General features: G+C 57.3%; 20 protein-coding genes. All 20 read left to right on the top strand.

Annotated features, from left to right (window positions below):
- The first annotated feature begins 70 nt into the window (after positions 1-70).
- The 20 genes from rplK to rpmC all read left to right on the top strand — a co-directional run bounded on the left by rplK (position 71) and on the right by rpmC (position 20,218).
- Positions 71-502 carry a 50S ribosomal protein L11 gene (gene rplK, locus AC4LFW_RS15365; RefSeq protein ID WP_491819965.1) on the top strand — a complete coding sequence of 144 codons (432 nt, stop codon included), beginning with the start codon at positions 71-73 and terminating at the stop codon, positions 500-502.
- Positions 502-1,197, top strand: a complete 696-nt coding sequence (rplA, locus tag AC4LFW_RS15360) for a 50S ribosomal protein L1 (protein ID WP_491819964.1) — start codon at positions 502-504, stop codon at positions 1,195-1,197. Before rplK ends, rplA begins: the two co-directional genes overlap by 1 nt.
- Positions 1,198-1,402: 205 nt before the next feature.
- Complete coding sequence (rplJ, locus tag AC4LFW_RS15355; RefSeq protein WP_491819963.1) at positions 1,403-1,903, top strand: 50S ribosomal protein L10; 501 nt, start codon at positions 1,403-1,405, stop codon at positions 1,901-1,903.
- Between the two features lie 76 nt (positions 1,904-1,979).
- On the top strand, positions 1,980-2,348 hold the full coding sequence (gene rplL, locus AC4LFW_RS15350) for a 50S ribosomal protein L7/L12 (protein ID WP_491819961.1): 369 nt from the start codon (positions 1,980-1,982) through the stop codon (positions 2,346-2,348).
- Positions 2,349-2,567: 219 nt separating this feature from the next.
- On the top strand, positions 2,568-6,638 hold the full coding sequence (rpoB, locus tag AC4LFW_RS15345; RefSeq protein WP_491819959.1) for a DNA-directed RNA polymerase subunit beta: 4,071 nt from the start codon (positions 2,568-2,570) through the stop codon (positions 6,636-6,638).
- Positions 6,639-6,703: 65 nt separating this feature from the next.
- A complete protein-coding gene (rpoC, locus tag AC4LFW_RS15340; RefSeq protein ID WP_491819958.1) occupies positions 6,704-10,903 on the top strand; it encodes a DNA-directed RNA polymerase subunit beta' in 4,200 nt (1,399 codons plus the stop codon).
- Between the two features lie 137 nt (positions 10,904-11,040).
- Positions 11,041-11,412 (top strand): 30S ribosomal protein S12, encoded by a 372-nt coding sequence (gene rpsL / locus AC4LFW_RS15335; protein WP_025240342.1) that lies wholly within the window; start codon positions 11,041-11,043, stop codon positions 11,410-11,412.
- 98 nt (positions 11,413-11,510) lie between these two features.
- The gene (gene rpsG / locus AC4LFW_RS15330; protein WP_045430600.1) at positions 11,511-11,981 is read left to right on the top strand and encodes a 30S ribosomal protein S7; all 471 of its coding nucleotides are present in this window, start codon (positions 11,511-11,513) and stop codon (positions 11,979-11,981) included.
- 30 nt (positions 11,982-12,011) lie between these two features.
- Entirely contained in the window at positions 12,012-14,114 is a 2,103-nt protein-coding gene (fusA, locus tag AC4LFW_RS15325; protein ID WP_491819957.1) for an elongation factor G, read from the top strand.
- Between the two features lie 30 nt (positions 14,115-14,144).
- The gene (gene tuf / locus AC4LFW_RS15320; RefSeq protein ID WP_025240334.1) at positions 14,145-15,338 is read left to right on the top strand and encodes an elongation factor Tu; all 1,194 of its coding nucleotides are present in this window, start codon (positions 14,145-14,147) and stop codon (positions 15,336-15,338) included.
- Between the two features lie 149 nt (positions 15,339-15,487).
- Positions 15,488-15,799 carry a 30S ribosomal protein S10 gene (gene rpsJ / locus AC4LFW_RS15315; RefSeq protein ID WP_003186070.1) on the top strand — a complete coding sequence of 104 codons (312 nt, stop codon included), beginning with the start codon at positions 15,488-15,490 and terminating at the stop codon, positions 15,797-15,799.
- A gap of 81 nt (positions 15,800-15,880) precedes the next feature.
- The gene (gene rplC, locus AC4LFW_RS15310) at positions 15,881-16,516 is read left to right on the top strand and encodes a 50S ribosomal protein L3 (protein ID WP_491819955.1); all 636 of its coding nucleotides are present in this window, start codon (positions 15,881-15,883) and stop codon (positions 16,514-16,516) included.
- A gap of 12 nt (positions 16,517-16,528) precedes the next feature.
- Positions 16,529-17,131: a 50S ribosomal protein L4 gene (rplD, locus tag AC4LFW_RS15305; RefSeq protein WP_438280774.1), complete on the top strand. Its 603-nt coding sequence runs from the start codon at positions 16,529-16,531 to the stop codon at positions 17,129-17,131.
- A complete protein-coding gene (gene rplW, locus AC4LFW_RS15300; protein ID WP_021209378.1) occupies positions 17,128-17,427 on the top strand; it encodes a 50S ribosomal protein L23 in 300 nt (99 codons plus the stop codon). Before rplD ends, rplW begins: the two co-directional genes overlap by 4 nt.
- A gap of 14 nt (positions 17,428-17,441) precedes the next feature.
- Complete coding sequence (gene rplB / locus AC4LFW_RS15295) at positions 17,442-18,263, top strand: 50S ribosomal protein L2 (RefSeq protein ID WP_491819954.1); 822 nt, start codon at positions 17,442-17,444, stop codon at positions 18,261-18,263.
- 16 nt (positions 18,264-18,279) lie between these two features.
- The gene (gene rpsS, locus AC4LFW_RS15290; RefSeq protein ID WP_065983037.1) at positions 18,280-18,555 is read left to right on the top strand and encodes a 30S ribosomal protein S19; all 276 of its coding nucleotides are present in this window, start codon (positions 18,280-18,282) and stop codon (positions 18,553-18,555) included.
- Between the two features lie 13 nt (positions 18,556-18,568).
- Positions 18,569-18,901 (top strand): 50S ribosomal protein L22, encoded by a 333-nt coding sequence (rplV, locus tag AC4LFW_RS15285; RefSeq protein WP_007924194.1) that lies wholly within the window; start codon positions 18,569-18,571, stop codon positions 18,899-18,901.
- Between the two features lie 13 nt (positions 18,902-18,914).
- On the top strand, positions 18,915-19,601 hold the full coding sequence (gene rpsC / locus AC4LFW_RS15280; protein WP_019339973.1) for a 30S ribosomal protein S3: 687 nt from the start codon (positions 18,915-18,917) through the stop codon (positions 19,599-19,601).
- 12 nt (positions 19,602-19,613) lie between these two features.
- Positions 19,614-20,027, top strand: coding sequence for a 50S ribosomal protein L16 (gene rplP / locus AC4LFW_RS15275; RefSeq protein WP_003176421.1), 414 nt, complete (start codon positions 19,614-19,616; stop codon positions 20,025-20,027).
- Positions 20,027-20,218, top strand: coding sequence for a 50S ribosomal protein L29 (rpmC, locus tag AC4LFW_RS15270; protein ID WP_003289209.1), 192 nt, complete (start codon positions 20,027-20,029; stop codon positions 20,216-20,218). The genes rplP and rpmC overlap by 1 nt, the downstream gene beginning before the upstream one ends.
- Positions 20,219-20,220: the final 2 nt, after the last annotated feature.

Genomic DNA, 20,220 nt, shown 5'->3' with positions numbered 1-20,220 from the left:
TTTTTTCGTCACCGGGATATTCAAGAAGATAGGGGAGCCGTAAGGCGCTAGCACCCGGAACGGAGTACTTATGGCTAAGAAGATTCAAGCTTATATCAAGCTTCAGGTAAAGGCCGGTCAGGCTAACCCGTCGCCACCTGTTGGTCCTGCACTGGGTCAGCATGGCGTCAATATCATGGAATTCTGCAAGGCGTTCAACGCCCGTACTCAAGGTCAAGAGCCTGGACTGCCTACGCCGGTAATCATCACCGTATACAGCGACCGCAGCTTTACCTTCGAAACCAAGAGTACACCTGCTGCAGTTCTGCTGAAGAAAGCGGCAGGCATCACCAGTGGTTCTGCTCGTCCAAACACCCAGAAGGTCGGTACCGTTACGCGCGCTCAGCTCGAAGAGATCGCGAAGACCAAGAATGCTGACCTGACCGCTGCCGATATGGAAGCAGCTGTACGCACCATCGCCGGCTCCGCCCGCAGCATGGGCCTGAACGTGGAGGGTGTGTAATGGCTAAGTTGACCAAGCGCCAGAAGGCTTTCGCCGACAAGATCGAAGCTGGTAAGCAGTATCCGTTCGAAGACGCCGCCAAGCTGTTGGCAGAACTCTCCGCTGTGAAGTTCACCGAGTCCTTCGACATCGCCATCAACCTTGGCGTCGATCCGCGTAAATCCGACCAGGTCGTGCGTGGTGCAACCGTTCTTCCGAACGGAACTGGCAAGACCGTTCGTGTTGCCGTGTTCACTCAGGGTCCAGCTGCGGAGGCTGCACTGGCTGCAGGCGCTGACCGTGTTGGCATGGACGAGCTGGCTGCTGAAATGAAGGGTGGCGATCTCAATTACGACGTGGTCATCGCATCCCCCGATGCAATGCGTGTCGTAGGTCAGTTGGGTCAGATCCTGGGTCCACGTGGCCTGATGCCTAACCCGAAGGTCGGTACCGTTACCCCTGACGTTGCGACTGCGGTCAAGAACGCCAAGGCCGGTCAGGTACGTTTCCGTACAGACAAGAACGGTATCATCCATACCTCGGTTGGTAAGGTTGGCTTTGAAGCAGGCCAGCTGAAGCAGAACGTTGAAGCGCTGCTTTCCGATCTCAAGCGTTTGAAGCCATCTACCTCCAAAGGTATCTACGTCAAGCGCGTAACCCTGAGCACCACAATGGGCCCAGGGCTGGTCATCGATCAGGCCTCTCTCGAGGCGTAAGACTAAAGCGCCCTGGCTCGGCCGGGGTGCTACAGATTGGGGTCCCTGCCTGGCGGGGGCTATCCAAGACCGTAGGCGGCGAGAGTCTTAAAACCAAGAGCTTCTTGGAGCCTACGCAGAGGTGCTCCCGATTCGTACCGAATCAGACACCAAAACCCGTCCAGTTTCGGTTGGACGAACCGGTAACATCCAGGAGTAAAAACCCGTGGCAATCAAACTCGAAGACAAGAAGGCCATCGTCGCTGAAGTCAACGAGGCTGCCAAAGCTGCCCTGTCCGCTGTCGTGGCTGATGCCCGAGGTGTGACCGTGGGGGCCATGACCGGACTCCGTAAAGAGGCCCGTGATGCTGGCGTATATGTACGTGTCGTACGTAATACGCTGCTTCGCCGCGCCGTTGAAGGCACGCAGTACGACGTGCTCAGCGACGTGTTCAAAGGCCCGACCCTTATTGCATTCTCCACTGAACATCCGGGCGCTGCTGCTCGTATCTTCAAAGAATTTGCGAAGGGCCAGGACAAGTTCGAGATCAAGGCTGCTGCGTTCGAGGGTCAGTTCATCGCAGCCAACCAGATCGACGCTTTGGCAACCCTGCCGACCTATGACGAGGCTATTTCGCAGCTGATGAGCGTGATTCAAGGCGCCACCAGTAAGCTGGCTCGTACACTTGCGGCGGTTCGCGACCAGAAAGAAGCTGCCGCCGCCTAAGGCGCGTGGGCTATCTTTCGTATTTCTTTTGATTTAGATGGCCGCAGGCCGTCACCTATATACAGGAACTAGAGTCATGGCTCTGACCAACGAAGACATCATCAACGCCGTTTCCGAAATGTCCGTGATGCAGGTTGTTGAACTGATCAAGGCGATGGAAGAAAAGTTCGGTGTTACTGCCGCAGCTGCTACCGTCGCTGCTGCAGGTCCGGCTGCTGCCGCTGCTGAAGAGCAAACAGAATTCAACGTGATGCTGCTTGAAGCTGGCGAAAAGAAAGTAAACGTGATCAAGGCGGTTCGTGAGTTGACCGGCCTGGGCCTTAAGGAAGCCAAGGCAGTCGTCGACGGCGCTCCGGGCGTGGTCAAGGAAGGCGTATCCAAAGACGAAGCCGAAGCTGCCAAGAAAGCTCTTGAAGAGGCTGGCGCCAAAGTCGAGCTCAAGTAAGCACGAACTTGCGTCTACAGCCGAAGCGACTCGCGTGAGGCTGATGGCTGGTGGCTTTTGCCACCGGCCTTTTTCCGTTATTGCTGCTTGCTGTTCGTGTAGCAGTTTGTACGGAAAGACCGCTCCGGTGGGCGGTGCGAATCATAGAATTCGCAAGATTTTCTGGCTGCTCCCGTCGGGAGAAGCCAAACAAGCAGGTGACCAAGCTGGGGAACGCTGATGGCTTACTCATATACTGAGAAAAAACGAATCCGCAAGGACTTTAGCAAGTTACCGCACGTTATGGACGTGCCGTATCTTTTGGCCATCCAGCTGGATTCGTACCGCGAATTCCTGCAGGCGGGAGCGACCAAGGATCAATTCCGCGACATTGGCTTGCATGCAGCCTTCAAATCCGTTTTTCCGATAATCAGCTATTCCGGCAATGCAGCGTTGGAATACGTCGGCTATCGCCTGGGCGACCCGGCCTTCGATGTGAAGGAATGCGTATTGCGCGGTGTGACCTTTGCAGTGCCGCTGCGGGTAAAAGTCCGGCTTATCATTTTCGATAAGGAGTCGTCGAGCAAGGCGATCAAGGACATCAAGGAGCAGGAAGTCTACATGGGGGAAATCCCCCTCATGACCGAGAACGGTACCTTCATCATCAACGGTACCGAGCGCGTCATCGTGTCCCAGCTGCATCGCTCGCCCGGCGTATTCTTCGATCACGATCGTGGTAAGACCCATAGCTCGGGCAAGCTGTTGTATTCCGCTCGGATCATTCCTTACCGCGGCTCTTGGCTGGACTTCGAGTTCGATCCTAAGGACGCTGTGTTCGTACGTATCGACCGGCGCCGTAAGTTGCCGGCTTCGGTGCTTCTGCGTGCGCTGAATTACAGCACTGAAGAAATCCTTGATGCGTTCTACGACACCAACGTCTTCCACGTTAAGGGTGAGACGTTGAGTCTTGAGCTCGTGCCGCAACGCCTCCGTGGAGAAATCGCATCCTTCGATATTACGGACGAAAACGGCAAGGTGATCGTCGAGCAAGGTCGGCGCATTACAGCCCGCCATATCAACCAGCTCGACAAGTCCGGAATCAAGGCACTCGACATGCCGATGGACTATGTCCTGGGCCGTACTACCGCTAAAGCCATTGTGCATCCCGCCACTGGCGAGATCATTGCCGAGTGCAATACCGAGCTGACCGTTGAAGTATTGGCCAAGCTGGTCAAGGCGCAAGTCGTACGTTTCGAAACGCTCTATACCAACGACATCGACTGCGGGCCGTTCATCTCCGACACGCTGAAGATCGATTCGACGGCCAACCAGCTTGAAGCCTTGGTAGAAATCTACCGCATGATGCGTCCAGGCGAGCCGCCAACCAAGGACGCAGCCGAAACGCTGTTCAACAACCTGTTCTTCGCCTCCGAGCGATACGACCTGTCTGCGGTCGGCCGGATGAAGTTCAACCGCCGCATCGGTCGCACCGAGATCGAAGGCTCCGGCGTATTGAGCCGCGAAGACATCGTTGCCGTGCTGAAGACCTTGGTCGACATACGCAACGGCAAGGGTATCGTCGATGACATCGACCACCTGGGTAACCGTCGTGTGCGTTGCGTCGGGGAGATGGCGGAGAACCAGTTCCGTGTCGGCCTGGTGCGCGTCGAGCGCGCGGTCAAGGAACGTCTGTCTATGGCTGAAAGCGAAGGCCTGATGCCGCAGGACCTGATCAACGCCAAGCCGGTTGCTGCGGCGGTGAAGGAGTTCTTCGGTTCCAGCCAGCTCTCGCAGTTCATGGATCAGAACAACCCGCTTTCCGAGATCACCCACAAACGCCGCGTTTCGGCGCTTGGCCCGGGCGGGTTGACCCGTGAGCGCGCAGGTTTCGAAGTGCGTGACGTGCATCCGACACATTACGGTCGTGTATGTCCGATCGAGACGCCGGAAGGTCCGAACATCGGCCTGATCAACTCGCTGGCTGCCTATGCGCGTACTAACCAGTACGGCTTCCTCGAGAGCCCGTACCGCGTGGTGAAGGAAGGAGAAGTCACCGACGAGATCGTGTTCCTTTCGGCTATCGAAGAAGCCGACCACGTGATCGCGCAGGCCAGTGCCAAGCTGGACGGCCGCAAGCTGGTCGACGAGCTTGTTGCTGTCCGTCATCAGAACGAGTTCACGGTCAAGGCACCGGAAGACGTCACCCTGATGGACGTGTCGCCGAAGCAGGTCGTATCCGTAGCTGCCTCGCTGATTCCGTTCCTCGAGCATGACGACGCCAACCGCGCACTCATGGGTTCGAACATGCAGCGTCAGGCTGTACCCACCTTGCGTTCCGACAAGCCGCTGGTCGGTACCGGAATGGAGCGCAACGTAGCTCGAGACTCAGGAGTCTGCGTGGTTGCCCGTCGTGGTGGGGTGATTGACTCGGTCGATGCAAGCCGTGTGGTCGTGCGTGTGCATGATGCAGAAGTCGAAACTGGCGAAGCCGGCGTCGACATCTATAACCTGACCAAGTACACCCGTTCCAACCAGAACACCTGCATCAACCAGCGTCCGCTGGTCAGCAAGGGTGACGTGGTCGAGCGTGGCGACATCATGGCCGATGGTCCATCCACTGACATGGGTGAGCTGGCGCTCGGACAGAACATGCGCGTCGCGTTCATGCCTTGGAACGGCTACAACTTCGAAGACTCCATTCTTCTGTCGGAGCGTGTGGTTCAGGAAGACCGTTTCACAACCATTCACATTCAGGAACTGACCTGCGTTTCCCGCGACACCAAGCTCGGCCCAGAAGAGATCACCGCAGACATCCCGAACGTGGGCGAGGCTGCGCTGAACAAGCTGGACGAGGCGGGCATCGTCTATGTAGGTGCCGAGGTGGGCGCTGGGGACATTCTGGTAGGCAAGGTCACGCCGAAAGGCGAAACCCAGCTGACGCCGGAAGAAAAGCTTCTGCGTGCGATCTTTGGTGAGAAGGCTTCAGACGTTAAGGACACTTCCCTGCGCGTGCCGACCGGTACCAAGGGCACGGTCATCGACGTCCAGGTCTTCATCCGTGACGGTGTTGAGCGTGACTCCCGTGCATTGGCCATCGAAAAGATGCAGCTCGACGAGATCCGCAAGGATCTCAATGAAGAGTTTCGTATCGTCGAGGGTGCAACTTTTGAACGTCTGCGCTCCGCCCTCGTTGGCGCGACTGTCGAGGGTGGTGCCGGGCTGAAGAAGGGCGCTGTCATCACTGACGAGATCCTGGATGGGCTCGAGCATGGGCAGTGGTTCAAGCTGCGGATGGCCGAGGATGCGCTGAATGAGCAGCTGGAAAAGGCCCAGGCCTACATTTCCGACCGCCGTCAGCTGCTCGACGACAAGTTCGAAGACAAGAAACGCAAGCTGCAGCAGGGCGACGACCTGGCACCAGGTGTCCTGAAAATCGTCAAGGTGTACCTGGCGATCAAGCGTCGCATCCAGCCGGGTGACAAGATGGCCGGCCGCCACGGTAACAAGGGTGTGGTCTCGGTGATCATGCCGGTCGAAGACATGCCACATGATGCCAATGGCACGCCTGTAGACATCGTCTTGAACCCGCTGGGCGTGCCTTCGCGTATGAACGTCGGTCAGATTCTCGAAACCCACCTGGGGCTTGCCGCCAAAGGTCTGGGCGAGAAAATCAATCGCATGCTCGAAGAGCAGCGCAAGGTTGCCGAGCTGCGCAAGTTCCTTACTGAGATCTACAACGAGATCGGTGGACGTCAGGAGAATCTGGAAAGCTTCAGCGACCAGGAAGTGCTGGATCTGGCCAAAAACCTGCGTGGCGGCGTGCCGATGGCAACCCCGGTGTTCGACGGTGCCAAGGAGCGCGAAATCAAGGCCATGTTGAAGCTGGCGGATTTGCCAGAAAGCGGGCAGATGCAGCTGTTCGATGGCCGTACCGGGAACAAGTTCGAGCGTACGACCACGGTCGGCTACATGTACATGCTCAAGCTGAACCACCTGGTCGACGACAAGATGCACGCGCGTTCCACCGGTTCATACAGCCTGGTTACCCAGCAGCCGCTGGGTGGTAAGGCGCAGTTCGGTGGCCAGCGTTTCGGGGAGATGGAGGTCTGGGCACTGGAAGCCTACGGTGCTGCCTACACCCTGCAAGAAATGCTCACGGTCAAGTCGGACGACGTGAACGGGCGGACCAAGATGTACAAGAACATCGTGGACGGCGATCACCGTATGGAGCCCGGCATGCCGGAGTCCTTCAACGTGTTGATCAAAGAGATCCGCTCGCTCGGTATCGACATCGATCTGGAAACCGAATAACCACGCACCGCCTATGCGGCGTCCGGCATCAGCCGGCCGCCGCAGGTCCGTGAGGAGGAAAGGCCTTGAAAGACTTGCTGAATCTGTTGAAAAACCAGGGTCAAATCGAAGAGTTCGATGCCATCAAGATTGCATTGGCTTCGCCCGAGATGATCCGTTCCTGGTCCTTTGGCGAGGTCAAAAAGCCAGAGACCATCAACTATCGTACGTTCAAGCCCGAGCGCGATGGCCTGTTCTGCGCCAAGATCTTTGGCCCGGTCAAGGATTACGAGTGCCTCTGCGGTAAGTACAAGCGCCTCAAGCATCGTGGCGTTATCTGTGAAAAGTGCGGTGTTGAAGTCGCGCTGGCCAAGGTGCGCCGCGAGCGCATGGCGCACATCGAACTGGCTTCGCCGGTTGCTCACATCTGGTTCCTGAAGTCGCTGCCGAGCCGTATCGGTCTGCTGCTGGACATGACGCTGCGTGATATCGAACGTGTGCTTTATTTCGAAAGCTACGTCGTTATCGATCCGGGCATGACCACCCTCGAGAAGGGCCAGCTGCTCAACGACGAGCAGTACTTCGAAGCATTGGAAGAGTTCGGTGATGACTTCGACGCACGCATGGGCGCCGAGGCCGTGCGCGAGCTGTTGCACGAAATCGACCTGGAGCACGAGATCGGCCGCCTGCGTGAAGAAATCCCGCAGACCAACTCGGAAACCAAGATCAAGAAGCTGTCCAAGCGCCTGAAGCTGATGGAAGCCTTCCACGGCTCGGGCAACTTGCCGGAGTGGATGGTGCTGACCGTTCTGCCGGTGTTGCCGCCGGATCTACGTCCGCTGGTTCCGCTGGATGGTGGCCGCTTCGCGACCTCGGATCTCAACGATCTGTATCGCAGGGTGATCAACCGTAACAACCGCCTCAAGCGCCTGCTCGACCTGTCTGCGCCGGATATCATCGTGCGCAACGAAAAGCGCATGCTGCAGGAGGCGGTCGACGCGCTGCTCGACAATGGTCGTCGTGGTCGCGCCATCACTGGTTCGAACAAGCGCCCGCTGAAATCCCTGGCCGACATGATCAAGGGCAAGCAGGGTCGTTTCCGTCAGAACCTGCTCGGCAAGCGCGTGGACTATTCCGGTCGTTCGGTGATCACCGTCGGCCCGACCCTGCGCCTGCATCAGTGCGGTCTGCCGAAGAAGATGGCCCTCGAGCTGTTCAAGCCGTTCATTTTCGGCAAGTTGGAAATGCGTGGCATGGCGACCACCATCAAGGCCGCCAAGAAGATGGTAGAGCGCGAGCTGCCTGAGGTTTGGGACGTTCTGGCTGAAGTCATCCGCGAACATCCCGTGCTGCTCAACCGCGCGCCGACGCTGCACCGTCTGGGTATCCAGGCGTTCGAGCCCGTACTGATCGAAGGTAAGGCCATCCAGCTTCACCCGCTGGTATGTGCGGCGTATAACGCTGACTTCGACGGCGACCAGATGGCCGTTCACGTGCCGCTGACGCTGGAAGCCCAGCTCGAGGCTCGTGCGTTGATGATGTCGACCAACAACATCCTCTCGCCGGCCAACGGCGAGCCGATCATCGTGCCGTCGCAGGACGTGGTGCTGGGTCTTTACTACATGACCCGCGAAGCCATCAATGCCAAGGGCGAAGGCCGAGTATTCGCTGACCTGCAGGAAGTCGACCGCGTGTTCCGCGCCGGCGAAGCGTCCCTGCACGCCCGCGTCAAGGTGCGTATCAACGAGACCATTAAGGATCGCGACGGAAGCATCACCAAGAACACTCGTATCGTCGACACCACTGTTGGCCGCGCGCTGCTGTTCCAGGTGGTTCCTGCCGGTCTGCCGTTCGATGTGGTCAACCAGCCGATGAAGAAGAAGGCAATCTCCAGGCTGATCAACCTGTGCTATCGCACGGTCGGTCTGAAGGACACCGTCATCTTTGCCGACCAGTTGATGTATACCGGTTTTGCCTACTCGACTATTTCGGGCGTGTCGATCGGTGTGAACGATTTCGTCATTCCTGACGAGAAGGCACGCATCATTGATGCGGCTACCGAGGAAGTGAAGGAAATCGAATCGCAGTATGCGTCCGGCCTGGTTACCCAGGGCGAGAAGTACAACAAGGTGATCGACCTCTGGTCCAAGGCCAACGATGAAGTCTCCAAGGCTATGATGGCCAACCTCTCGAAAGAGAAGGTCATCGACCGCGATGGCAACGAAGCCGAGCAGGACTCGTTCAACTCGATGTATATGATGGCCGACTCCGGTGCGCGTGGTTCGGCTGCGCAGATCCGCCAGCTGGCGGGTATGCGTGGTCTGATGGCCAAGCCGGACGGCTCCATCATCGAAACGCCGATCACTGCGAACTTCCGTGAAGGTCTGAACGTCCTCCAGTACTTCATTTCCACGCACGGTGCTCGTAAGGGTCTGGCTGACACCGCTCTGAAAACTGCCAACTCCGGCTACCTGACTCGTCGTCTGGTCGACGTGGCGCAGGATCTCGTCGTCACCGAAGTCGATTGTGGTACCGAGCAAGGTCTGTTCATGACCCCGCACATCGAGGGCGGGGATGTGGTCGAGCCGCTGGGTGAACGTGTGCTGGGTCGTGTTATTGCCCGTGACGTACTCAAGCCCGGCACCGAAGAGGTGCTTGTGCCAGCCGGTACGTTGGTAGATGAGCAGTGGGTCGACTTCATCGAGCTCAACAGTATTGACGAAGTTGTGGTTCGCTCGCCGATCAGCTGTGAAACGCGCTATGGCATTTGTGCCAAGTGCTATGGCCGCGATCTTGCTCGCGGGCACCAGGTCAACATCGGTGAGGCGGTGGGCGTTATCGCTGCGCAGTCGATTGGTGAACCGGGTACTCAGCTGACGATGCGTACCTTCCACATCGGTGGTGCCGCTAGCCGGACTTCTGCGGTCGACAACGTCATGGTCAAGAATGGCGGCACCATCCGCCTGCATAACCTGAAGCATGTGGAGCGTGCTGACGGCGCGCTGATTGCGGTTTCCCGTTCCGGTGAGCTGGCTGTTGCGGACGACTTCGGGCGTGAGCGCGAGCGCTACAAGCTGCCATACGGTGCTGTCATTTCCATCAAGGAAGGTGACAAGGTTGATGCTGGGGCGGTAGTGGCGAAGTGGGATCCACACACTCACCCGATCGTCACCGAGATGAAGGGTGTCGTGACCTTTGTCGGGATGGAAGAAAACATCACCATCAAGCGCCAGACCGATGAACTCACCGGTTTGACCAACATCGAGGTGATGGATCCGAAGGACCGTCCGGCATCGGGCAAGGACATTCGTCCGGCGATCAAGATGGTCGACGCCAACGGGAAAGAATTGCTGCTGCCGGGTACCGACGTACCGGCCCAGTATTTCCTGCCGGCTAATGCCCTGGTAGGTGTGGCTGACGGTGCCGAGATTAATGTGGGTGACGTTATCGCACGTATCCCTCAGGAGACCTCCAAGACGCGCGATATCACCGGTGGTCTGCCGCGCGTTGCCGACCTCTTTGAGGCCCGCCGTCCGAAAGAGCCTTCGATCCTGGCTGAAATCAGCGGCACGATTTCCTTCGGCAAGGAAACCAAGGGCAAGCGTCGCTTGGTGATCACGCCGACCGATGGTACCGATCCTTACGAGGAGCTGATTCCGAAGTGGCGTCACCTGAACGTCTTCGAGGGAGAGCAGGTAAACAAGGGTGAGGTTATCTCGGACGGTCCGAGCAACCCGCACGACATCCTGCGCCTGCTAGGCGTCAGCGCGTTGGCGAAGTACATCGTCAATGAGATCCAAGACGTGTACCGGTTGCAGGGCGTTAAGATCAACGACAAGCACATCGAGACCATCCTGCGGCAGATGCTACGCAAGGTCGAAGTGGCCGAGTCCGGCGATTCGAGCTTCATCAAGGGCGACCAGATGGAGCTCACTCAGGTGCTCGAGGAAAACGAGCGTCTGTCCGGGGACGACAAGTTCGGCTCGAAGTACATTCGTGTGCTGCTGGGGATCACCAAGGCTTCCTTGTCCACCGAATCCTTCATCTCGGCGGCATCGTTCCAGGAGACCACTCGGGTTCTTACCGAGGCAGCAGTTACCGGCAAGCGCGATTACCTCCGCGGCTTGAAGGAGAACGTGGTGGTAGGTCGCCTGATTCCGGCTGGTACCGGTCTGCAATATCACAGCGAACGCAAGCGCAAGCGTGATGCTGAAAAACCGGTTCGCGTGAGTGCCGATGAGGTCGAAGCGGCCTTGACCGAGGCGCTCAATTCGAGCGGCAACTGACAGGTTCGCCCCTGCGCAAGCAGGGGCGAACCTTGACGGTGTACAGGAACCTCTTTAGACTCTTGTACCCCTAATTTGGCGGGGCTCATGCCCTGCCATTTTTCGTTTGTGTCGAAAGACAACAGTGGAGCTAGTAGATGGCAACGATCAACCAGCTGGTACGCCAGCCGCGCAAGCGCGTCGTCGAGAAAAGCGACGTCCCTGCGCTGCAGAACTGCCCGCAACGCCGTGGCGTGTGCACTCGCGTGTACACCACCACGCCAAAGAAACCGAACTCAGCACTGCGTAAGGTATGCCGTGTTCGTCTCACCAACGGTTTTGAAGTCGCCTCCTACATTGGTGGTGAAGGTCACAACCTGCAAGAGCACAGCGTAGTGCTGATCCGTGGTGGTCGCGTAAAGGACCTCCCGGGTGTGCGTTACCATACCGTTCGCGGTTCGCTGGATACTTCCGGAGTCAAGGATCGTAAGCAGGGTCGTTCCAAGTACGGCACCAAGCGTCCGAAGTAATCAACATCTCCATTTATTCAAGTCGATAAGAGTAAGGTCGGGCGTAACTTCGTTGTTATGGTCCCGAGCTAACCTGAAGACCGTTTGAGGGCTTATCAATGCCAAGACGTCGTGTAGCAGCCAAGCGCGAAATCCTTGACGATCCGAAATACGGAAGTCTGATTCTCGCCAAGTTCATGAACCACGTGATGGAGAGCGGCAAGAAAGCCGTTGCCGAGCGTATCGTTTATGGTGCCTTGGAAAAGGTCAAAGAGCGCAAGAACAGCGATCCCCTGGAAATCTTCGAAAAAGCACTCGACGCCATCGCTCCGCTGGTCGAAGTGAAGTCCCGCCGCGTAGGTGGTGCGACTTACCAGGTTCCGGTCGAAGTCCGTCCTTCCCGTCGTAACGCCTTGGCCATGCGCTGGCTGGTGGATGCCGCGCGCAAGCGTGGTGAGAAATCCATGGCGCTGCGTTTGGCGGGTGAGTTGTCGGATGCATTTGAAGGTAAAGGCGCTGCTGTTAAGAAGCGTGAAGACGTGCATCGTATGGCTGAAGCCAACAAGGCTTTCTCGCACTACCGCTTCTAATATTCAGCGTCAACAACTTGCGAGGGCTTTATGGCTCGTACTACCCCGATTAACCGCTACCGTAACATTGGTATCGTCGCTCACGTGGATGCGGGTAAAACCACTACCACCGAGCGCGTCCTTTTTTACACAGGCGTAAACCACAAAATGGGCGAGGTGCATGATGGCGCCGCGACCATGGACTGGATGGTGCAGGAGCAGGAGCGTGGTATCACCATCACGTCCGCAGCTACTACCGCTTTCTGGGCAGGTTCCGAAAAGCAGTTCGACAGGCATCGTTTCAACATTATCGACACCCCCGGTCACGTTGACTTCACCATTGAAGTAGAGCGCTCCCTGCGCGTGCTCGATGGCGCGGTCGTCGTGTTCTGTGGGACCTCGGGTGTTGAGCCGCAGTCGGAAACCGTGTGGCGTCAAGCCAACAAGTACGGTGTGCCGCGCCTGGTCTATGTCAATAAGATGGACCGTGCGGGCGCGAACTTCCTGCGTGTGGTCGCTCAGATCAAGCAGCGCCTGGGTCATACGCCGGTGCCGATCCAGCTCGCCATTGGTGCCGAAGATAACTTTCAGGGTCAGATCGATCTGATCAAGATGAAAGCCATCTACTGGAACGATGACGACAAGGGCATGACCTTCCGCGAGGAGGAGATCCCTGCCGAGCTTCAGGATCTGGCAGAAGAGTGGCGCAGTAACATGGTCGAGGCGGCTGCCGAGGCCACTGAAGAGCTGATGAACAAATACCTTGAAGGTGAAGAACTCACCACCGAGGAAATCAAGTCTGCTCTGCGTCAGCGCACCATTGCCGGCGAGATCGTGCTTGCCGTTTGTGGCTCGTCGTTCAAGAACAAGGGCGTTCCCCTGGTTCTCGACGCGGTCATCGACTACCTGCCTGCGCCTGCCGATATTCCGTCGATCAAAGGTACCGATATCGATGACGAAACCATTGAGATGGAGCGTCATGCTGATGATGACGAGCCGTTCTCTGCGCTTGCGTTCAAGATCGCGACCGATCCCTTCGTTGGTACGCTCACCTTCGCCCGTGTCTATTCCGGTGTCCTGAATTCCGGTGACGGCGTTCTGAACTCGGTCAAGGGGAAGAAAGAGCGCGTTGGTCGTATGGTGCAGATGCATGCGAACAGCCGCGAAGAGATCAAAGAGGTGCGCGCTGGCGACATCGCCGCCCTGATCGGCATGAAGGACGTCACGACCGGTGACACTCTGTGTGCCCTTGATAAGCCGATCATTCTGGTTCGTATGGACTTCCCGGAGCCGGTTATTTCGGTTGCCGTTGAGCCCAAGACCAAGGATGACCAGGAAAAGATGGGTATTGCGCTGGGCAAGCTTGCTCAGGAGGACCCTTCGTTCCGTGTCAAGACTGACGAAGAGACCGGTCAGACGATCATCTCGGGTATGGGTGAGTTGCACCTCGACATTCTCGTCGACCGTATGCGTCGTGAGTTCAATGTTGAAGCCAACATTGGTAAGCCTCAGGTGTCTTATCGCGAGAAAATCACGAAGTCCTGTGAGATCGAAGGCAAGTTTGTACGTCAGTCTGGCGGTCGCGGTCAGTTCGGTCATTGCTGGGTGCGTTTTGCGCCGGCTGATGAAGGGCAAGAAGGCCTGCAGTTCGTCAACGAAGTGGTTGGTGGCGTGATTCCGAAGGAATACATTCCGGCCATTCAGAAGGGCATCGAAGAGCAGATGAAGAACGGCGTTGTTGCCGGCTATCCGCTGATCGGCCTGAAGGCAACTGTGTTTGACGGCTCCTACCATGACGTCGACTCCAACGAGATGGCGTTCAAGGTTGCGGCGTCCATGGCGACCAAGCAGCTGTCCCAGAAGGGCGGTGCGGTAGTGCTTGAGCCGATCATGAAGGTCGAAGTTGTTACGCCTGAGGATTACATGGGTGACGTGATGGGTGACCTGAACCGTCGTCGCGGTCTGATTCAGGGTATGGAAGACACGGTATCCGGTAAGGTCATTCGTGCTGAGGTTCCGCTGGGTGAGATGTTCGGTTATGCGACCGACGTTCGCTCCATGTCTCAGGGTCGCGCAAGCTACTCCATGGAATTCTCGAAGTACTCCGAGGCTCCGTCGAACATCGTCGAAGCTATCGTTAAAAAACAAGGTTGATTCAGCCCTTTAAGTAAGAGGTTTACTGTCGTGGCTAAAGAAAAATTCGAACGTAACAAACCGCACCTGAACGTCGGTACCATTGGTCATGTCGACCATGGCAAAACCACGCTCACCGCAGCGCTGACTAAAGTCTGTGCTGAGACCTGGGGCGGCTCTGCGCGTGATTTCTCGCAGATCGACAACGCGCCGGAAGAGAAGGCTCGTGGTATCACCATCAACACCTCCCACGTTGAATACGATTCCTCGATCCGTCACTACGCTCACGTTGACTGCCCGGGTCACGCTGACTATGTGAAGAACATGATCACCGGTGCTGCGCAGATGGACGGCGCGATCCTGGTTTGTTCGGCTGCTGACGGCCCCATGCCGCAGACTCGCGAGCATATCCTGCTGTCCCGCCAGGTTGGCGTTCCGTACATCGTTGTCTTCCTGAACAAGGCGGACATGGTGGATGACGCCGAGCTGCTGGAGCTGGTTGAGATGGAAGTGCGTGACCTGCTGTCGACCTACGACTTCCCAGGTGACGACACCCCGATCATCATCGGCTCTGCACTGATGGCTCTGAACGGTCAGGATGACAACGAGATGGGCGTATCGGCCGTGCGCAAGCTGGTCGAGACTCTGGACAGCTACATTCCGGAGCCTGAGCGTGCCATCGACAAGCCGTTCCTGATGCCGATCGAAGACGTGTTCTCGATCTCCGGTCGCGGCACTGTTGTGACCGGTCGTGTTGAGCGCGGCATCGTCAAGGTTCAGGAAGAAATCGAAATCGTCGGTATTCGTGCCACGACCAAGACCACCTGTACCGGTGTTGAGATGTTCCGTAAGCTGCTCGACGAAGGTCGTGCCGGTGAGAACGTTGGTGTGCTGCTGCGTGGTACCAAGCGTGATGACGTCGAGCGCGGTCAGGTTCTGGCCAAGCCGGGCACCATCAAGCCGCACACCAAGTTCGAAGGCGAAGTCTACGTACTGAGCAAGGAAGAAGGCGGCCGTCATACTCCGTTCTTCAAGGGCTACCGTCCGCAGTTCTACTTCCGTACCACGGACGTGACCGGTAACTGCGAACTGCCAGAAGGCGTTGAGATGGTAATGCCGGGCGACAACATCAAGATGGTTGTCACCCTGATCGCTCCGATCGCCATGGAAGATGGCCTGCGCTTCGCGATTCGCGAAGGCGGCCGTACCGTGGGTGCTGGCGTGGTTGCCAAAATCATCGAATAACCTTTCGATGTTGGAAAGGGGCCCCTTGGGGCCCTTTTTCTATTGTTGATCATTTATTGACACCCCCTGGACCCATCCGTACAATTGCGCCTCCTTTTACCGGGCGTATTGCGTTTGGTAAGGATGGCTAATTGGAGTCTGAGGTCAAAATGCAAAACCAACAAATCCGTATTCGGTTGAAGGCTTTTGACCATCGCCTGATCGATCAATCAACCCAGGAAATCGTGGAAACCGCGAAACGTACTGGTGCTCAGGTGCGTGGTCCGATTCCACTGCCGACCCGCAAAGAGCGGTTCACTGTTCTGGTTTCTCCGCACGTCAATAAAGATGCGCGCGACCAGTACGAGATCCGTACTCATAAGCGTGTGCTGGATATCGTCCAGCCGACTGATAAAACAGTCGATGCGCTGATGAAGCTTGATCTTGCGGCTGGCGTGGAAGTGCAGATCAGCCTCGGCTAAAACCTGGAGTTTTAGTCGTGTAACGCTCTGAAATGGGCGGCCATAGCGGGTGAAAGCCCCGTACACTCAAGAGGTTACAACATGACTATTGGTGTAGTCGGTCGTAAATGCGGCATGACCCGCGTTTTCACCGAAGATGGTGTCTCTGTTCCGGTTACGGTCATTGAGATCGAGCCGAATCGCGTCACTCAGTTCAAGAATGAAGAGAGCGATGGTTATCGCGCCGTACAGGTCACTGTAGGCGAGCGCCGCGCGTCCCGCGTTACCAAGGCTCAGGCTGGTCACTTCGCCAAGGCGAACGTAGCTGCTGGTCGTGGCGTCTGGGAATTCCGCCTTGATGGCGAGGAGTTCCAAGTTGGTGACCAGATCAACGCTGAAATCTTCCAGGCAGGACAGATGGTGGATGTCACCGGTCAGTCCAAGGGTAAAGGCTTTGCCGGTACCATCAAGCGCTGGAATTTCCGTGGTCAGGACAATACTCACGGTAACTCCGTATCCCACCGCGTCCCGGGCTCCATTGGCCAATGCCAGACTCCAGGCCGTGTTTTCAAGGGCAAGAAGATGTCCGGGCACATGGGCGCCGAGCGCGTAACCGTGCAGTCCCTGGAAATCGTGCGTGTCGATGCCGAGCGTAACCTTCTGCTGGTCAAGGGCGCAGTGCCCGGCGCCACCGGTGGTGACGTAGTCGTGCGTCCGGCCGCCAAGGCTCGCGGGTAAGGGGGAGTTCTCATGCAATTGAATGTTAATGGCGCACAGGCCATAGAAGTCTCCGAACAAACCTTTGGTGGGGAGTTTAACGAGACGCTGGTGCATCAGGCAGTCGTCGCCTATATGGCTGGCGGTCGTCAGGGCAGCAAGCAGCAGAAGACTCGCTCGGATGTCTCCGGTGGCGGTAAGCGCCCCTGGCGTCAAAAGGGTACTGGCCGTGCTCGTGCCGGTACCTCGCGTGGTCCGATCTGGCGCGGCGGTGGCGTGACTTTCGCTGCTCGTCCTCAGAACCATGAGCAGAAGCTCAACAAGAAGATGTATCGCGCTGCGCTGCGCTCCATTCTTTCCGAATTGGTTCGTTCCGAGCGTCTGGTTGTTGTTGAAGACTTCGCCGTCGACAGCCCCAAGACCAAGCAGCTTGCTAGCAAGCTGACCGGCATGGGCCTGAATGACGTACTGATCGTTTCCGATGCTGTTGATCAGAACCTGTATCTGGCGGCTCGCAACCTGCCGCACGTCGATGTCCGTGACGTCCAGGGTTCCGATCCGGTCAGCCTGATCGCCTATGACAAAGTGTTGATCACTGTGTCGGCTGTGAAGAAATTCGAGGAGCTGCTGGGATGAACCAGGAACGCGTATTCAAAGTCCTGCTTGGTCCGCACGTCTCCGAGAAGGCAACCATGCTGGCTGACAGCAAGAGCCAGTTCGTTTTCAAGGTTGCTACTGATGCAACCAAGCTGGAAATCAAGAAGGCCGTCGAAAGCCTGTTCAACGTGAAGGTAGCCAAGGTCAGCACCCTGAATGTCCAGGGCAAGACTAAGCGTACCGCTCGCGGTCTGGGCAAGCGCAACGACTGGAAGAAGGCGTACATCGCTCTTCAGCCGGGCCAGGATCTCGATTTCTCCGGCAACGCTGAGTAAGGAAGGGGTGCATCATGGCAATCGTTAAATGCAAACCGACTTCCGCAGGCCGCCGTTTTGTGGTCAAAGTGGTCGGTCAGGAGCTGCATAAAGGCGCTCCTTATGCTCCGCTGCTCGAGAAGAAGTCGAAGTCTGGCGGTCGTAACAACAATGGTCGTATCACCACTCGTCACATCGGTGGTGGTCACAAGCAGCATTACCGTCTGGTTGATTTTCGTCGCAACAAGGACGGCATTCCTGCCGTCGTAGAGCGTGTCGAATATGATCCAAACCGTACTGCGCACATCGCGCTGCTGAAGTATGCCGACGGTGAGCGTCGCTACATCATTGCGCCGAAGGGCGTGACGGCAGGCGATCAGCTTCTGTCCGGCGTCAATGCGCCGATCAAAGCTGGTAACAGCCTGCCGCTGCGCAACATTCCGCTGGGTTCCACTGTTCACGGTGTCGAGCTCAAGCCGGGCAAGGGTGCTCAGGTCGCGCGTTCTGCTGGTGCTTCGGCTCAGTTGGTCGCTCGTGAAGGTGCCTATGTGACCCTGCGTCTTCGCTCCGGCGAGATGCGCAAGGTGCTGGCTGAATGCCGTGCGACTCTGGGCGAGGTCTCGAATTCCGAGCACAGTCTCCGTTCGCTGGGTAAGGCGGGTGCCAAGCGCTGGCGCGGTGTTCGCCCAACCGTTCGCGGTGTGGCCATGAACCCGGTCGATCACCCCCACGGTGGTGGTGAGGGTCGTACCTCCGGTGGTCGTCATCCGGTGTCGCCATGGGGCTTCCCGACTAAGGGCGCGAAGACTCGCTCTAACAAGCGCACCGATAACATGATCGTCCGTCGTCGCAAGTAACTAGAGGGATACGACAGTGCCGCGTTCTCTGAAAAAAGGTCCTTTTATCGATCTTCACCTATTGAAGAAGGTCGAAGTTGCTGCGGAGAAGAATGATCGCAAGCCAGTCAAAACCTGGTCGCGTCGTTCGATGATTCTGCCGCAGATGGTCGGTCTGACCATCGCTGTGCATAACGGCCGTCAACATGTTCCCGTTCTTGTGAGCGAAGACATGGTCGGTCACAAACTCGGCGAGTTCGCTGGTACCCGCACTTATCGCGGGCACGTAGCGGACAAGAAAGGCAAGCGCTAAGGGGTAAGGAAAGATGGAAGTAGCCGCTAAGTTGTCGGGCGCTCGCATCTCCGCCCAGAAAGCCCGCCTGGTCGCCGACCAGATCCGCGGGAAGAGGGTGGGCGAAGCGCTCAACCTGCTGGCTTTCAGCAGTAAGAAAGCCGCCGAGATCATGAAGAAAGTGCTGGAGTCGGCTGTAGCCAACGCCGAGCACAACGAAGGCGCTGACGTGGATGACCTGAAGGTTTCCACGGTCTTCGTCAACGAGGGGCGTTCGCTTAAGCGCATCATGCCGCGTGCCAAAGGCCGCGCTGATCGCATCGTCAAGCGGTCTTGCCATATCACTGTCAAGGTTGCGGACAAGTAACGGAGTCGATCAGATGGGTCAGAAAGTACATCCCACTGGCATTCGCCTGGGAATCGTCAAGGAGCACACTTCCGTCTGGTACGCAGACGGTCGCACGTACGCCGATTATCTGCTCGCAGATTTGAACGTGCGTGAATACCTCCAAGACAAATTAAAAAGCGCGTCCGTAAGCCGTATCGACATCCATCGTCCGGCTCAAACCGCACGCATCACCATCCATACCGCTCGTCCCGGCATCGTGATCGGAAAGAAGGGTGAGGATGTTGAGAAGCTGCGTCAGGACCTGACCAAAAGAATGGGTGTGCCTGTGCACATCAACATCGAAGAAATCCGCAAGCCGGAACTCGATGCAATGTTGGTAGCACAGAACGTCGCTCAGCAGCTGGAGCGTCGCGTGATGTTTCGTCGCGCCATGAAGCGCGCCGTACAGAATGCGATCCGCATTGGTGCCAAGGGCATCAAGATCCAGGTGAGCGGTCGTCTGGGTGGGGCTGAAATCGCCCGTACGGAATGGTATCGGGAAGGTCGTGTGCCGCTGCACACCCTGCGTGCCGATATCGACTACAACACCTACGAAGCGCACACCACTTATGGTGTGATCGGCGTCAAGGTCTGGATCTTCAAAGGCGAAGTAATTGGTGGTCGCCATGAAGAGCTCAAGCCGCAAGCGCCTGCGCCTCGTAAAAAAGCTGCCAAGTAAGGAGTACGCCAAATGTTGCAACCAAAGCGTACAAAATTCCGCAAGCAGATGACCGGTCACAACCGTGGTCTGGCTCAGCGCGGTAGCAAAGTCAGCTTCGGCGAGTTCGCCCTGAAGTCTGTCGCTCGTGGTCGTCTCACTGCGCGTCAGATCGAGTCCGCACGTCGTGCGTTGACCCGTCATGTCAAGCGCGGCGGCAAGATCTGGATCCGTGTTTTCCCCGACAAGCCGATCTCCAAGAAGCCGCTTGAAGTGCGGATGGGTAAAGGTAAGGGCAACGTCGAGTACTGGGTAGCCCAGATTCAGCCGGGCAAAGTGCTCTACGAGATCGAGGGTGTTTCCGAAGAGCTGGCGCGTGAGGCATTCGCCCTGGCTGCTGCAAAGCTGCCGCTCGCCACCTCCTTTGTTAAGCGGACGGTGATGTGATGAAAGCGAATGAGCTTCGTGAAAAATCCGCTCAGCAGCTAAACGAGCAACTGCTCGAGCTGCTGCGCGACCAGTTCAATCTGCGTATGCAGAAAGCAACTGGCCAGTTGGGGCAGTCGCACCTGCTCTCGCAAGTCAAGCGCGACATCGCTCGTGTCAAGACTGTGCTCAACCAGCAGGCAGGTAAGTGATC

Source organism: Stutzerimonas sp. C6.4V, from assembly GCF_058536345.1.
This window is presented reverse-complemented; position numbering and strand designations above follow the sequence as displayed.